This is a genomic window from Kitasatospora phosalacinea, from assembly GCF_000717185.1.
Taxonomy (GTDB): Bacteria; Actinomycetota; Actinomycetes; order Streptomycetales; family Streptomycetaceae; genus Kitasatospora; species Kitasatospora phosalacinea_A.
Genome location: NZ_JNYE01000024.1, coordinates 62,952 through 77,538 on the forward strand (window position 1 = coordinate 62,952; position 14,587 = coordinate 77,538).

The following is a 14,587-nucleotide window of genomic DNA, read 5'->3' on the forward strand; positions in this document are numbered from 1 at the left end:
CCGTCCGCGTGGAAGACTGATCCCTTCCGAACGGTCTTGGACGTGGGTGGGGCGGGCGTGGCGCGGCGGCGGTCTTCCGGGGTGTGGTCGGTACTGGCCCAGGCGCAGCGCGAGCAGCACCTGCGCGCCGAGGCGCAGCGCCGGGCGGCGGCCGCCGCGCAGCGCGAGAACGAGCGCGCGCAGCGGGAGGCGCAGCGGGCCGCGGCCCGGGGCGAGCGGGAGGCGCTGAAGGCGTACCAGCAGGGGCGGGAGTCGGACGCCGCCCGGCGGAGCGCCGAACTGGACGCGCGGGTCGCGGAGTTGCGCGGGGTGCTGGCGGCGGGGCTGGCCGGGCCCGGGTTCTCCCCGGCCGCGGGGGGCCGCCCGGTGGTGCCGCCGTTCGACCCCGGCCCGCTGGGCGTGCCGGTGCCGATGCCGGACCAGGGCTGGTACCTGGTGCCGCCCCCGGTGGGCCCGCAGGCGTACCACCCGGGGGCGCGGCGGCAGTGGGAGGAGCAGTCGGCGCAGGCCCGGGCCGCCTTCGAGCGGGACTGGCAGGCGGCCTGGGCGGCCGAGCAGCAGCGGCAGCACCGGCTGGCCGACTACCGGGCCCAGTACGAGGCGTGGGCCGCCGAGCGGCACCGGCTGCTGGCCGGGCAGGCGGCGCAGGCCGGGCGGTTGGCGGCGCGGCTGCGGGCGGGCGAGGCGGCGGCGGTCGCCGAGTACTTCGAGGCGGTCGTCGACTGGCGCGAGGACTGGCCGGACGGCTTCCCCGCCGACGGCGAGACCTCCTGGGACGCGTCGGCCCGGCGGCTGGTGGTGCGCTGGGAGCTGCCGCCGTACGAGGTGGTGCCGCCGGTGGGCCGGTACCGGTACGTCCGCTCCGAGGACCGCGAGGACGAGGTGGCCCGGCCGGTCGGCCAGCGCCGGGAGCTGTACCGCGAGGTGCTGGCGCAGTGCGCGCTGCGGGTGCTGGCGGAGGTCTTCCGGGCGGACGCCGACGGGCTGCTCGCCTCGGTCGGGCTGAACGGCGTGCTGGTCGCCACCGACCCGGCGACCGGGCGGGAGGGCGAGCGCTGCCTGCTCGCGGTGGAGGTCGGCCGGGAGGTCTTCGCGGGCCTGGCCCTGGACCGGGTCGCCCCGCTGGACTGCCTGGTCGACGCACTCGGCGGGCGGATCGCGGCCCGGCCGGACAGGGGCGGGACGGTTGCCGAGGTGCCGGCCTCCGCTCCCCCGCCGCCCGCTCCGCCCGCTCCGCCCGCTCCGGTGGCGGACGGCGAGGGGCCCGACCTGTTCGAGATGGACCCGCTGGAGTTCGAGGAGCTGATCGCCGAACTGTTCCGCCGCCGCGGCCTGCGCACCCGCACCACCGCGCGCAGCGGCGACGAGGGCGTGGACGTGCTGGCCGAGGACCCGGACCCGATCACCGGCGGGAAGATCGTCATCCAGGCCAAGCGCTACCGGAAGACCGTCCCGCCGAGCGCCGTCCGCGACCTGGAGTCCACCATGCGGCGGCAGGGCGCCAACCGGGGCATCCTGGTCACCACCGCGGGCTTCGGGCCGGGCTCCCGCAAGCACGCCGAGGGCCAGCCGCTCACCCTGGTCGACGGCCCGATGCTGCTCGCCCTGCTCCGCGAGCAGGGCCTGCCGGGGCGGCTCGGCCCGGCCCCGGCCCCCGTCCCGGCCCCGGCGGTGCCCGCGCAGCGGAGCGCGTCCGCCGTGCCCGCCGGGCCCGCCGTCGAACTGACGCCGGGTCAGAACCTGCTGCTGCCGGGCGAGGAGGTGCGCGTCCGGTTCCGGTCGGGCGGCGCGGAGGCCGACCTGACGCTGCTGCTGCTCGACGCGGACGGCCGGGTCCGCCACGACGGGGACTTCGTCTTCTACCACCAGCCGACCGCGGAGGACGGCGCCGTCGCACTGCGCCCGGACGACCGCAGCGCGACCGTGCGCACCGGCCGACTCCCGGACGCGGTGCGGCGGGTGGCGATCTCGGTCAACCTGGACGCGGACGGCGACGGCACCTGCGCGGACCTGGTCGACCCGGCGGTGGAACTGGCCTGCGGCGGCGGCCGCTGGGTCTTCCGCCCGCCCGCCGACCCGGCGGTCTCCGCGATGCTGGTCGCCGAGGTCTACCGGCACCCGGCGGACGGCTGGAAGCTCCGCGCGGTGGGCCAGGGCTGGTCCGACGGCCTCGCGGGCCTGGCCCGCGACCACGGCGTGGACGTCGCGTAGCCGCGGGGGCGGCGGGCGAAGCCAGGGGCGCGGGGAACTGCGCGACCGGCCGGGCACCCACCGCAAGATAGCGGGCGGACATCAACTCACCGCCCTCCCCGCGTCCTTGCGGGCGTTCACCCACCGCCGCGCGCAGTTCCCCGCGCCCCTGGTTGCACCGCCCCGCTCGCCAGTGCCCGCGCCCCCGTACGCACCGCCCCGCTCGCCCGCGCAGCTACTCGCCGAGCGCCCGGGTGTGCTTCCACTCGGCGGCGCACTCGCGGTAGCCGAGCCAGCTGTTGACGGCGAGCATCGGGGCGTTGCCCGCGTCGTTCTGGGTGTACGCGGCGGTGAGGCCGCGGGCCTTGGCGCGGTGCAGGGAGTGGGCCTTGGCGAGTTTGGCCAGGCCGCGGCCGCGGTGGGTGGAGCGGGTCGCGGTGAAGGCGGACCAGTAGGTGCGGTGGCCGTCGGTCTGGGCGGCGGAGAAGGCGACCGCCTCGCCGTCGACGAGGACGACCGCGGTGAGGGTGTGGTCCTGGTCGGGGCGCTGCCAGATCTCGGCGAGCCAGCCCTCGTACGGCTGGTCGTCGAGGACGAGGTCGCCGGGTTCGGCGCGGGTGCCGTCGATGTCGACCAGGTAGATCGGGTACGGGTCGTCCAGGAAGTCGGCGGCGGTGCGCAGTTCGACGCCGGGCGGGGTGGGTGGCAGCGGGGGCAGCGGGGCGGTGAGGTCGAGGCCGGAGAAGCGGCCGGCCCGGCCGCTCCTGCGGTAGCCGCGGGCGGCGGCGAAGCCGAGGGCCTCGGGGGTGTCGTCGACCCAGCTGTGGGCGTCCCGGACGCCGAGGGCGGCGAGGCGGCGTTCGGCGGCGGCGAGCAGGGCGGTGCCGGCGCCCGTGCCGCGGTGCTCGGGGAGCACGCTGACGTTGAGGAAGCCCTGGTGGGGGGTGGCGCTCTCGGGCACCGGGCCGAACCGGGCGGTGCCGACGACCCGGCCGGCCCGCTCGGCGACCAGCAGGTGGTAGTGCGGCAGCTCGGCCTGCCAGGAGACCACCTCGGGGGTGGTGACCAGGTGCGGGCGGCCGGCCCGGTGGGCCGCGGCGGCGTCGGTGGCGTCGGCGGGTGCGAACGGGCGGATGCGGTACGGCGTCGAAGTCATAGGCATGTCACGTTAGCCAGTCGTTCGTCCGTGCGCTGCTGAATTTCCCCCCACCCGGGCGGGAGTTGGTTCAGCGGGGGTGAAACCTCAAGTTCAGCTCTGAGTTTCCGTTGTCCTGCTTGGCATCGGCGCGCCGCGGATACACCCTCGGCAACGGGGGATCGGGGTGACCGGAAAACCCCGCGAAAGGGGGTGGAATATGTCTTCGTCCGATATTCCGCGATTGGGCACCGGCCTGGGGTGGCGCCCGGAGATCGACACCGCGGTGGAGCGGATGCCCGGCCTGGACTGGGTGGAGGTGGTCGCCGAGAACGTCTGCGCCGACCACCTGCCGCCCTCGCTGGTCGAACTGCGCGCCCGCGGCGTCACGGTCGTCCCGCACGGCGTCTCGCTCGGCCTCGGCGACGCCGCCGCGCCCGACCCGGCCCGGCTGGCCCGACTCGCCGCCGTCGCCGGGGCGCTCGGGGCGCCGCTGGTCAGCGAGCACCTGGCGTTCGTCCGGGCGGGCGGCCTGGAGGCCGGGCACCTGCTGCCGGTGCCGCGCACCCGGGAGGCGCTGCGGGTGGTGGCCGCCAACGTCCGGATCGCCCAGCAGGAGCTGCCGGTGCCGCTGGCACTGGAGAACATCGCGGCCCAACTCGCCTGGCCGGGCGATGAGTTGACTGAGGCGCAGTTCCTCGCCGAACTGGTCGAACACACCGGCGTCCGCCTGCTGGTGGACGTCGCCAACCTGCACACCAACCACGTCAACCTGGGCGTCGACCCGGCCGCCGAACTCGACCGGCTGCCGCTGGAGGCCCTCGCCTACGTGCACGTCGCGGGCGGCGTCGAGCGGGACGGCGTCTGGCACGACACCCACACCCACCCCGTCACCGCGCCCGTGCTGGACGTGCTGGCCGCGCTCTGCGCCCGCACCGACCCGCCCGGGGTGCTGCTGGAGCGGGACGGCGCGTACCCGCCGCCCGCCGAACTGTCCGCCGAGCTCGACGCCATCCGCCGCGTCCAGCTCCTCCACCGCAGGGAGACCGCCCGTGTCTGAGCAGCACGAGTACCTGATCCGCGACCGTGCCGACGCCGAACTCGCGCTCGACCGGGTCCGGTTGGCCCACCGCCAGGAGCAGCTGCTGGCCGCCCTGGTGGCCGGCGGCCCCGCCCCCGCGGGCTTCGACCCGGAGCAGCTGCGCGGCCAGGCCGCGGGCCTGCTCGCCAAGCGCCGGGAGACCGTCGGCCACCTGCTGCCCGAACTCCCCGAACTGCTCGGCCCCGACTTCGCCCCGCTGTTCACCCGCTACGCCACCGGCCGCCCGCTCACCGGCGGCCACCGCGCCGACGCCCGCGCCTTCGCCGCCTGGGCCCTCGACACCGCCCCCGACGCCCCCTGGCACCCCGCCCTGCGCCGCCTGCTGCACCCCGCCGCCTCCCGCTGGAGCCGCCTGCTGCCGCGCCGGTCGGCGAGGACGCACCCGTAACCGCCCCGCCGCACCGCCACGCTTCGCCGCGCACCGCACCGTCCCGCACCAGCACACTCCGCCGCGCACCGCACCGTCCCGCGCAGCGCCCCACACAGAAGGGATCCACGGGGGATGTGGAACTTCCGGTTCGTCCTGGCCTTCGCGCTCGTCGCGCTCTCGCTCGCCGTCGCCGCCGCCTTCAACCGGCGCAGCCGCCGGGTCACCGACCCGCAGGGCCTGCCCGGGCGGGGCCTGCCGCTGCTGGACGTCGCCTTCCTGGCCGGCGGCCCCGCCCGGGTCGTCGACACCGCTCTGGTCCGGATGGAGCGCGAGGGCCGGGTGGTGGTCTCCCGGGCCCGCCGGGTCACCGTCACCTCCGACCGGACGTCCGACCCGGTCGAGCGCGTCCTGGTCACCGCCGTCGGCGGCCGGGCCGGGCGCGACCTGTCGGTGCTGCGCTCCTCCGTGGTGGGCAGCCCCGAGGTGCAGCGGATCGGCGACGGGCTCGCCGCCCGCGGTCTGCTGCGCCACCCCGCCGCGCTGAGGGCCGCCTGGCGGGCCCGCAAGCTGGTGGTGCTGGCGCTGCTCGTGACGCTGGTGCTCGGCGTGGTCTCCACCGTCCAGTGGCTGGACGGGCCGGACCGGGACTCGTCCGCGCCGCCGGTCTTCCCGTACGGCGTGCTGGTGCTGTTCACGGTCGTCAGCCTGGTCGCGACCCGGCCCGCGAAGAGCAGGATCACCCCGGCCGGGCGGCGCCAGCTGCAGCTCGTCCGCGGCAGCACCCCGTGGCGGCCGCGCGAGGTCGCCGCCGGGCAGGCCGGGCACGCCGAACTGATCGGCGCGTTCGCCCTGGACGGCACCCAGGCGCTGCGCGGGTCCGAGCACCGGGCGCTGCGCGAGGCGCTGACCGGCCCGTACTCCGCCACCCGTCCGGCCCGCTCCTCCCGGGGTTCGGGGGCGGACGGCACCACGGGGCTCGCCACCGGCGCCGCGGCGGCGTGGTGCGGGGCGTCCCCGGCGTCCTCCTGCGGGTCCTCGGGCGGGTCCTCGGGCGGCCACGGCTCCTCGCACCACTCCTGCGGCGGCTCGTCCTCGCACTCCTGCGGCGGTTCGTCGAGCTCCTGCGGCGGTTCGTCGAGTTCCTGCGGGTCGAGCTGCGGCGGCGGTGGCTGCGGCGGCGGTTCCTGAGCCCCGCCGAGTCACAGTTCGGTATCGCGGCCCGGGTATGCGTTCCGCTCCCGGCACGCACAGGACTAGAACGAAACCCATGTGGGTGCTGCTACTGATCCCGTCCTGTGCCGCCGCGGTGTACTCCTGCCTCCGGTTGGTGCGGGTCGCCGCGATCGCCGACGCCCTCGCCGGGCGGTCCCCGCACGCCGCCCACCACCCCTCCGGCGTGGGCCTGTACGAGACCGCGTACCTGGCCGGCGGGCCCGCCCGGGTGGTCGACCTGGCGCTGGTCCGGATGGCCGGGGTGGGCCGTCTGCACCTCGCCCACACCGGCTGGACCACCGTCGTCGACCCGCGGGGCCGCGGCCGCCTCGAACGGGCCCTGATCGGCGCGATCGGCCCCGAGGGCCAGTGCCGCACCGCCCAGTTGAAGGCCGTGCTGGCCGCGCACCCCACCGTCCGCGACATCGGCGACCGGCTCACCAGCGCGGGGCTGGCCACCCCGGCCGTCGTCCGCGACCACGCCCTGCGGGCGGTGCGGCAGGTCCGCTACGCGCTGGTCGGCGCGGCCTCGATGCTGCTGCTCACCGTCCTGCTGACCGCCCCCGACGGGGCCGCCGCCCGCACCGCCGCCGCCTGGTACGCCCTCCCCCTGGTCCTGACCGGCGGCACCCTGCTGATGGCCCGGGTCGACGTCCACGCCTACACCGCCTGGGCCGCCCCCGCGGGCCAGACCCTGCTGCGGACCCTCCCCTGCCGCCACGCGCCCGCCACCGACGACGACCTGCTCACCGCCGTCGCCATCTCCGGCCCCGCCGCCGTCCAGGACCCCCGGCTGCGCGCCGCGCTCGACTCGTAGAGCCGGGGCCCGGGAAACGGGTGAGGGCCCCCTCGGGGGCCCTCGTCCGTCCGTACCGTCCCCGCCCGTGGCGTCCCCGTCAGTACAGGCCGGAGAGCAGGTCGGCGACCGGCTTGCGGCGGCCGGTGAAGAAGGGGACCTCCTCGCGGACGTGCAGCCGGGCGCGGGAGGGGCGCAGGTCGCGCATCAGGTCGACGATGCGGTGGAGCTCGTCGGCCTCGAAGGCCAGCAGCCACTCGTAGTCGCCGAGGGCGAAGGAGGCGACGGTGTTGGCGCGCACGTCCGGGTAGCCGCGGGCCATCATGCCGTGCTCGGCGAGCATCGCCCGGCGCTCCTCGTCGGGGAGCAGGTACCACTCGTAGGAGCGGACGAAGGGGTAGACGCAGACGTACTCGCGGGGGTGCTCGTCGGCGAGGAACGCGGGGATGTGCGACTTGTTGAACTCGGCGGGGCGGTGCAGCGCCATGTTCGACCAGACCGGCTCCAGGTGGCGGCCGAGCGCGGTGCGGCGGAAGCGGTTGTACGCCTCCTGCAGGTCGTCGGAGTCCTCGGCGTGCCACCAGACCAGGATGTCGGCGTCGGCGCGCAGGCCGGAGACGTCGTAGGTGCCGCGGACGACCACGTCCTTGGCGGCGAGCTGCTCGAAGAGGGCGTCGACCTCGGCGGCGAGCGCGGTGCGGTCCTCGGGGAGGGCGTCCTTGAGCTTGAACACCGACCACATGGTGTAGCGGATGACCTGGTTGAGGTCGCGGGCCTTCTTCTTCACGGGCTGCTCAGTGCTTTCGGTCATGAGCCCATTGTCCCTTCTGTGCGGGTGGTGCCGGTGCCGGGGGTGAGGAGCTCCGCGGCCCGCCGGGCCCCGGCGACGACGGCGGGGATGCCGACGCCGTCGTACGCGGCGCCGCAGACCGCGATCGCGCCGAGCGCGTCGAGGTGGGTGCGGATCCGGGCGACCCGGTCGAGGTGGCCGACGGGGTACTGCGGGAGTCCGGCCCGCCAGCGGGTGACGGCGTGGTCGTACGGGGTGGCGTGCAGGCCGACGGCGGTGCGCAGGTCGGCGAGGGAGCGGGCGACGAGTTCGGCGTCGTCCAGGTCGAGGGCGGCGTCCTCGCGGTGGCGGCCGAGCGAGGTGCGCAGCAGGAAGGCGTCGGGGGCGGAGCGTTCCAGCCAGCCCCACTTGTTGCTGGAGAAGGTGGACGCCTTGATGCTGCGCCGGTCGACCGGCGGGACGAGGAAGCCGCTGCCGGTGAGCGGGCTGTCCGCGAGGTCGGCGCGGCGGAAGGCGAGGGTGACCAGGGCCATGGACGCGTACTCGACGGCGCGCAGTTCGGCGGCGGCGCCGGGGGCGTCGGCGGCGAGCAGGGCGGCGGCCTGCGGGGCGGGGACGGCCAGCACGACGGCGTCGGCGGCGAGTTGGCGTCCGCCGGTGGTGATCCGCCAGCCGTCGGGGGTGCGGCGCAGGGCGTCGACGGGGTGGTCGGTGAGCAGTTCGGCGCCGTGCGCGCGGTCGTGGGCGGCGACGGCGTCGGGGAGGGTGCCGAGGCCGCCGCGCAGGCCCTGGAAGACCGGCCCGGTGGCGGTGGCGCGGCCGGCGAGTTCGCGGATCGCGGTGGTCAACGAGCCGCCCTGCTGGGCGAGTCGGAGCAGTTGCGGGACGGCGGCGCGGATCGAGATCTCGTCGGCGTGCCCGGCGTACACGCCGCCGAGCAGCGGTTCGACGAGCCGGTCGACGACCTCACGGCCGAGCCGGTCGGCGACGTACCGGCCGATCGGGGCGTCCTCGCCGATCTCGGCGGGCTGCTCGCGGGAGGCCCGTTCCAGGCCCTCGGGGGTGAGCACGCCGGAGGCCTTCAGTGCGTCCAGGTCGCCCGGTACGCCCATGAGTTGGCCGCCGGGCAGCGGGCGCAGGCCCTCCCTGGTCCAGATCGCGGCCTTGGCCGTGCTGGGCGGTTCGAGCAGTTCGCCGAGGCCGACCCGGCGGGCCAGGTCGACGGCTTCGGGGCGGCGGGCGAGCATCGACTCGGCGCCGAGGTCGACCCGGACGCCGCCGACCTCGCCGCCGTGCAGCTTCCCGCCGAAGCGTCCGGACGCCTCCAGCACGGTCACCCGCACCGCTGCGTCCCCGAGGAAGGCGGCCGCGGCCAGGCCCGCGATGCCGCCACCGATCACCACGACGTGAGGTTTCGCCATGTCGATCAGTCTCCCAGCCCTTATCCGGATCGCCGGGATCGGCCCCGCGCCCCGCCGAGACCCGGGCGAGTCCGCGGCGTGATCGATCCGGTACCGCGGGGGCGGGTCCGGTCCGGGGGCCGCCGCGTCACAACTGCACGGGGGTGGGCGACCGGCCCGCCCCGGAAGCACGGGGAGGATGCGACATGGACCTGCGGGTACGCAGAGCGGGCGCGGCGGGGGCGGTGGCGGCGGTCCTGCTGCTGGCCGGGTGCAGCGCGAGTTCCGACGGCTCGGGGTCGGCGGCGGCCCCGGCGGCGGCCCGGCCGGAGGGCGGCGCCCAGGCCCGGGACGAGGCTGCCGCGGCGGCCCCGGGCAAGGCGGACGGCACCGTCGGCAGCGGGGCCGGGAACAGCACCGCGGGCACCGCGGGCACCGCGGGCACCGCTCAGGCGGCGAACCGGCAGATCGCCTACCAGGCCAAGCTGACGCTGCGGGTCGACGCCGTGGACGACGCCCGCACCGAGGCCGTCGACCTGGTCACCCGGGCGGGCGGGTACGTCGCCGAGGAGGACCAGCGCGGCGGGAAGGGCGACAGCACGCAGTCCACGCTGACCCTGAAGGTTCCGTCCGCGTCCTACCAGGCCACCCTGGACGGGCTCGGCAAGCTCGGCACCCGGCTCTCGCTCAGCAGCCAGGCCGACGACCTCACCGAACAGATCGCCGACGTCGACAGCCGCCTGAAGTCCATGCAGGCCAGCGTGGACCGGGTGCGGGCGCTGATGGCCGACGCGAAGACCCTGTCCGAGGTGGTGTCGCTGGAGGGCGAGCTGACCCGCCGCGAGTCCGACCTGGAGTCGCTGCAGCGCCGGCAGCAGGAGCTGTCCTCCCGCGCCTCGCTGTCCACCGTGACGCTGGAGCTGATGACCCCGTACCAGACCCACGTCGAGCCGAAGAAGAAGGAGACCGGCTTCTGGGCCTCCGTCGGCGACGGCCTCTCGAACGGCTGGGAGGCCCTGGTCGCCCTGGTCCGCGTCCTGCTGGTGGCCCTGGCCGCCCTGGCGCCCTTCCTCGTCCTGCTCGCGCCGCTCGCCTGGCTGCTCCGCCGCCGCCTGCGCACCCGCCGCACCGGCTCCCCCGCCGTCCCGCCCCGTCCGATGCGCGCCCCGGACGCCGAGGAGGGCGTCGCGGGGAACGGCGCGGAGGAGGCCGGCGCCGACCGCAAGGCGTGACCGGGGGCGGCGGGGCCGGTCGGTCAGGGGGCGGCGGCGTCCGGGCCGTCCCCGTCGGGGCGGGCCGGGGGCGCGGCGGGGGCCTCCCGCTCCGCCTCCGCCCGGCGGATCTCGCCGCGGCGCACCTCGTTGGCGACGAACAGCACGAAGGTCGACAGCGGCATGACCAGGCCGGCGAGCGACCAGTCGTGGCCGAAGACGCCCATGACGAACATCCACACGAGCCCGGCCCAGCCGAGCAGCATGAGCAGGCAGCTCATGGCACCCCCCTCCCCGTCATCCACGGTAGCCATCCGGGAGCGCCGCGTAAACGGCCGCGACGGGGAAGTCCGATTGACGGTACGTCAGAGGGCTTCCGCGGCGCGGCCCTTGGTGGCGCGCAGGGCCGCCAGGGTCGCGCAGGGGACGGTGACCAGCGCGCAGAGCAGGGCGGTGGCGGCGAGGGCCGTCCAGGGGAGGGCGAGGGGGGCGGGGGCGCCCGCGCGGTGGAGGGCGGCGGCCATGGTGGCGAGGGTGGTGAGGGTGGCGGCGGTGCCGAGGAGGGCGCCGACGGCCGTGACGAGGAGCGTCTCGGCGGCGACCAGCCGCAGGACGCGGGTGCGGGTGGTGCCGGCCAGGCGGAGCTGGGCGAGTTCGCGGCGGCGGTCGGTGGTGGTGGTGAGGGCGGTGTGGGCGAGGGCGATCGCGGTGTAGAGCAGGGCGAGGGCGAGGACGGCGGCGATCCGGCGGATCCGCCGGTGGTCGTCCGCGGGGTGGTGGGCGTCGAGCCAGGCGGCGCGGGTCTCGGCGCGGGCGCCGTGGTCGCGGGCGAGGGCGGTGACCGCTCCTGCGGCGGCGCCGCGGACGTCGATCCGGTCGGTGCGGGCGCCGGGGGCGTTGCGCGGGGTGACGTACACCGGGTTGCCGCCCGTGCCCTCGCGCAGCACGGCGGCGACCCGCAGTTCCCGCCGGGTGCCGTCGGCGAGCACCACCCGGACGCGGTCGCCGACCTGCGGGTGCCCCCATTCTTCGCTGAGCACCGCACTGTCGTCGTCGAGCGCCGCGGGGTCGCCCGCGAGGACGGGCAGCCGGGTGGTGGCGGTCAGCGCGGCGGGGTCGGCGACGGCCCGGCCCTCGGCGCGGACGGCCGTGCCGTCGGCCTCGACGACGGCGAGCGGCGTCGCGGCGCTCGGCGAGACGACGGCCCCGGGCAGTGCCCGCAGTGCGGCGGTCAGCGCGGCGGCGCCGTCGGCGTCCCCGGCGCCGGGGGTGAGCAGGAGGTCGGCGGCGGTGCGGGCGCGGGCTTCGGCGGCGCGGGCGGCGGCGACGGTGGCGGGGGCGCCGACCAGGGTGCCCGCGAGGGCGGTGGCGAGCAGGACGGGGGCGGCGGTGGCGCCGGTGCGGCGCAGGCCGCCGAGCGCGGCGGCCCGGACCAGCCGGGGCGGCCGGGCGGCGGGGCGGGTGAGCAGGCGCAGCAGCGGGCGGGCCAGGACGGGGGCGAGCAGGGCGGTGGCGGCGATCAGCAGCATCGGCTGGAGGGTGTAGGTCTTGCGGTGCAGCAGCTCGGCCGGGTCCCCGGTGAGCGCGGCGGCCACCACGGCGGCGTACGTGCCGAGCAGGGCGAGGCCGCCGAGCCAGCGGCCCGCGGTCATCACCCGCAGGTCGACGTCGGCCTCGCGGAGCGCTTCGATCGGGCGGACCCGGCCGGCCCGCCGGGCGGCGACGGCGGTGCCCGCGAGGGCGACCAGCGGGCCGGTGCAGAACGCGGTGACCAGCGGCCAGCCGGGGGTGCCGGTCCGGAAGCCCGCGGGGGCGAGGGCGGCGGCGGTGAGGGCGCGGGCCAGCAGCGGGGCGGCGGCGCGGCCGAGGGCGCTGCCGGTGGCGGCGGCGAGCAGGCCGAGCAGCAGGGCCTCCAGCAGGACGGTGCGGGTGAGTTGGCCGCGGGTGGCGCCGGCCAGCCGGAGCAGGCCGAACTCGCGGCGGCGGCGGGCGACCGCGTAGGAGGAGGTCGAGGCGACCACGAACCCGGCGGTGAACAGGCTGACGCCGCCGGTGGTGCCGAGCTGGGCGATCAGTGCGGTGCGGTCCTCGCCGGGCGGCAGGGCGGTGCTCGCGGCGAGGCCGAGCAGGGTGGCGGCGATCAGCGCGACGCCGAGGGCGAGCGCGGCGAACGTCCCGAGCAGGGCGGTCCGTCCGGCGTGCAGGGAGCGCACGGCGATCCTGGTCAGTGGGGTCGTCATGGGGCTCAAGCCAAGCGGCGGGGAGCCGTTCGCACAGTGACGCCCGCTCCACCGCGAAGAGTGGAGCCAGCTCTACCGACACTGGCCGGGGCGGCGGCCTAGGGTCGTTCCGGTGATCCGGTGATCCGGTGAGAGGAGGTGTCGGGTGTCCGACTGCTGGCGGGCGATGCGCCGACCGGGGTTCCTGCGGACGGCCTGGCCGTGGCGTTCGGCGGCGTACCTGCTGGTGTGCGCGCTGGCGGGGGCGGTGCTGTGCGTGGTGCTGCTGCTGTGGGCGGCGGTCGGCGGGGCGCTGTCGGTGCTGCTGGTGGGGGTGCCGCTGCTGGCGGCGCTGCCGCTGGTGGGGCTGGTGTCCGGGGCGTGGGAGCGGCGGCTGGCCCGCTGGATGGGCGGGGCGCCGGTGCCCGATCCGCACCGGGTGCCGGGCGGTCCGGGCCCGCGGGCCTGGCTGCGCACCCGGTACGCCGAGGGGGCGACGTGGCGGGAGGCGGGCGGCGCGGTGCTGTCGGCGTTCCTGCTCTGGCCGTTGGAGCTGGCGGTGGTGGCGGGCGCGCTGCTGGTCCCGGCCTGGCTGGTGACGACGCCGCTCCAGCTGGCCCTGGACGGCGAGCAGGTGAACGTGCTGAAGGCCTGGCAGCTGCACGGGCCGGGCCCGGCCTGGGCGGTGGCGGCGGCGGGCGCCGCGCTGCTGGCCCTCGCGGGCTACCCGCTGACGGTCGCGGCGGGTGCCCGGGCGGCGCTGGCCCGGGCGCTGGCGGGCGGTCAGGAGCGGGTCGGCGAGCTGGTCCGCTCCCGGGCCCGGCTGGTGGACGCGTTCGAGGCCGAGCGCCGCCGGATCGAGCGGGACGTGCACGACGGCGCGCAGCAGCGGCTGGTGGCCCTGTCTATGTCGCTGGGCCTGGCCCGGTTGGACGCGCCGCCGGGCGGCCCGCTCGCCCGCCGCCTGGCCGCGGCGCAGGCCGAGGCCGACGCTGCGCTGGCCGAGCTGCGCGAGCTGGTGCACGGCATCCATCCGCGGGTCCTCGCCGACCGCGGCCTGCCGGACGCCTGCGCGGACTTGGCGGACCGCTCGGTGCTGCCGGTCGTGGTGGACGTCTCGCTGCCGGGCCGGCTGCCCGCGGCCGTCGAGTCCGCGGGCTACTTCGCGGTCGCCGAGGCGCTGGCGAACGCGGCCAAGCACGCCGGGGCGTCCGCGGCCCGGGTGCACGGCCGCTGGTCGGCGGGCCGCCTGCGGCTCGACGTCTCGGACGACGGCACCGGCGGCGCCGACCCCGCGGGCGGCACCGGGCTGACGGGGCTGGCCGACCGGATCGCGGTGGTCGACGGCAGACTGTCCGTCAGCAGCCCGCCGGGCGGCCCGACCCTGCTGCGTGTGGAGATCCCGTGCACCCCGACGACCGACCCCCGCTCCGCCTCGTCCTCGCCGAGGACTCCGTCCTCCTCCGCGAGGGCCTGATCGGCCTGCTGGAGCGCTTCGGCCACACCGTCGCGGCCGCCGTCGGCGACGCCGAGGCCCTGCTCGCCGCCGTCGCCGAGCACCGCCCCGACCTGGTCCTGACCGACGTCCGGATGCCGCCCGGCCTCGCCGACGAGGGCCTGCGCGCCGCCCTGCGGCTGCGCGCCGAGCGGCCGGGCCTGCCGGTGCTGGTCCTCAGCCAGTACGTCCAGCGCTCGTACGCCGCCGACCTGCTGGCCGGCGGCGGCGGTGCGGGCGTCGGCTACCTGCTCAAGGACCGGATCGGCCACGTCGAGGAGTTCCTGGCCGCGGTGGACACCGTCGCCGCGGGCGGCACGGTGGTCGACCCCGAGGTGGTCCGCCTCCTGCTGGCCCGCCGCCGGGACCCGCTGGAGCGCCTCACCCCCCGCGAGCGCGAGGTGCTCGAACTGATGGCCCGCGGCTGCTCGAACGCGGAGATCTGCCGCCGCCTGACGGTCTCCGAAGCGGCGACCGCCAAGCACATCGGCAACATCCTGCTCAAGCTCGACCTCCCCCCGGCCGAGGACACCCACCGCCGCGTCCTGGCCGTCCTCGCGTACCTGGGCGGGGAGGAGCCCTAGGTGTTCTGTCCTGTGAGGTTGGGGACGCGGCTGGCGGGTGGTTGGCCGGCGAGTGCGGTGTGTCCGCGGTGGTGATTGTAGGT

The 14,587-nt window shown here is 77.2% G+C and carries 11 protein-coding genes and 1 pseudogene; 7 read left to right on the forward strand and 5 right to left on the reverse strand.

What is annotated here, in order from left to right:
- The first annotated feature begins 81 nt into the window (after window positions 1–81).
- Window positions 82–2,211, forward strand: coding sequence for a restriction endonuclease (locus OO57_RS12865; RefSeq protein WP_051777429.1), 2,130 nt, complete (start codon window positions 82–84; stop codon window positions 2,209–2,211).
- Between the two features lie 214 nt (window positions 2,212–2,425).
- Here OO57_RS12865 and OO57_RS12870 read toward each other — a convergent pair whose 3' ends face one another.
- Window positions 2,426–3,346, reverse strand: a complete 921-nt coding sequence (locus OO57_RS12870) for a GNAT family N-acetyltransferase (RefSeq protein ID WP_033252535.1) — start codon at window positions 3,344–3,346, stop codon at window positions 2,426–2,428.
- A 199-nt stretch (window positions 3,347–3,545) separates the two neighbouring features.
- Here OO57_RS12870 and OO57_RS12875 point away from each other — a divergent pair.
- The 3 genes and pseudogenes from OO57_RS12875 to OO57_RS12890 all read left to right on the forward strand — a co-directional run bounded on the left by OO57_RS12875 (window position 3,546) and on the right by OO57_RS12890 (window position 6,826).
- Window positions 3,546–4,815 (forward strand): annotated as a pseudogene (locus OO57_RS12875) (DUF692 domain-containing protein).
- Between the two features lie 114 nt (window positions 4,816–4,929).
- Window positions 4,930–5,985 carry a TIGR04222 domain-containing membrane protein gene (locus OO57_RS12885; protein WP_051777432.1) on the forward strand — a complete coding sequence of 352 codons (1,056 nt, stop codon included), beginning with the start codon at window positions 4,930–4,932 and terminating at the stop codon, window positions 5,983–5,985.
- A gap of 79 nt (window positions 5,986–6,064) precedes the next feature.
- On the forward strand, window positions 6,065–6,826 hold the full coding sequence (locus OO57_RS12890) for a TIGR04222 domain-containing membrane protein (RefSeq protein WP_033252537.1): 762 nt from the start codon (window positions 6,065–6,067) through the stop codon (window positions 6,824–6,826).
- A 79-nt stretch (window positions 6,827–6,905) separates the two neighbouring features.
- Here OO57_RS12890 and hemQ read toward each other — a convergent pair whose 3' ends face one another.
- Together hemQ and hemG are read right to left on the reverse strand one after the other, a co-directional pair.
- Window positions 6,906–7,616: a hydrogen peroxide-dependent heme synthase gene (gene hemQ / locus OO57_RS12895; protein ID WP_033252538.1), complete on the reverse strand. Its 711-nt coding sequence runs from the start codon at window positions 7,614–7,616 to the stop codon at window positions 6,906–6,908.
- Window positions 7,613–9,016 (reverse strand): protoporphyrinogen oxidase, encoded by a 1,404-nt coding sequence (gene hemG, locus OO57_RS12900; protein ID WP_033252539.1) that lies wholly within the window; start codon window positions 9,014–9,016, stop codon window positions 7,613–7,615. The genes hemQ and hemG overlap by 4 nt, the downstream gene beginning before the upstream one ends.
- A 185-nt stretch (window positions 9,017–9,201) precedes the next feature.
- Between hemG and OO57_RS12905 the strand changes: the two genes are divergently transcribed.
- Window positions 9,202–10,227, forward strand: coding sequence for a DUF4349 domain-containing protein (locus OO57_RS12905; RefSeq protein WP_051777435.1), 1,026 nt, complete (start codon window positions 9,202–9,204; stop codon window positions 10,225–10,227).
- A gap of 23 nt (window positions 10,228–10,250) precedes the next feature.
- Here the strand turns inward: OO57_RS12905 and OO57_RS12910 are convergent, their stop codons facing one another.
- Both OO57_RS12910 and OO57_RS46760 read right to left on the reverse strand, forming a co-directional pair.
- On the reverse strand, window positions 10,251–10,487 hold the full coding sequence (locus tag OO57_RS12910; protein WP_033252540.1) for a hypothetical protein: 237 nt from the start codon (window positions 10,485–10,487) through the stop codon (window positions 10,251–10,253).
- A gap of 84 nt (window positions 10,488–10,571) precedes the next feature.
- Complete coding sequence (locus OO57_RS46760; RefSeq protein ID WP_081973644.1) at window positions 10,572–12,446, reverse strand: ABC transporter permease; 1,875 nt, start codon at window positions 12,444–12,446, stop codon at window positions 10,572–10,574.
- Window positions 12,447–12,612: 166 nt separating this feature from the next.
- Between OO57_RS46760 and OO57_RS12920 the strand changes: the two genes are divergently transcribed.
- The gene (locus OO57_RS12920; protein ID WP_033252555.1) at window positions 12,613–13,902 is read left to right on the forward strand and encodes a sensor histidine kinase; all 1,290 of its coding nucleotides are present in this window, start codon (window positions 12,613–12,615) and stop codon (window positions 13,900–13,902) included.
- Window positions 13,830–14,504, forward strand: coding sequence for a response regulator transcription factor (locus OO57_RS12925; protein ID WP_033252541.1), 675 nt, complete (start codon window positions 13,830–13,832; stop codon window positions 14,502–14,504). Before OO57_RS12920 ends, OO57_RS12925 begins: the two co-directional genes overlap by 73 nt.
- Window positions 14,505–14,587 lie beyond the last annotated feature (83 nt).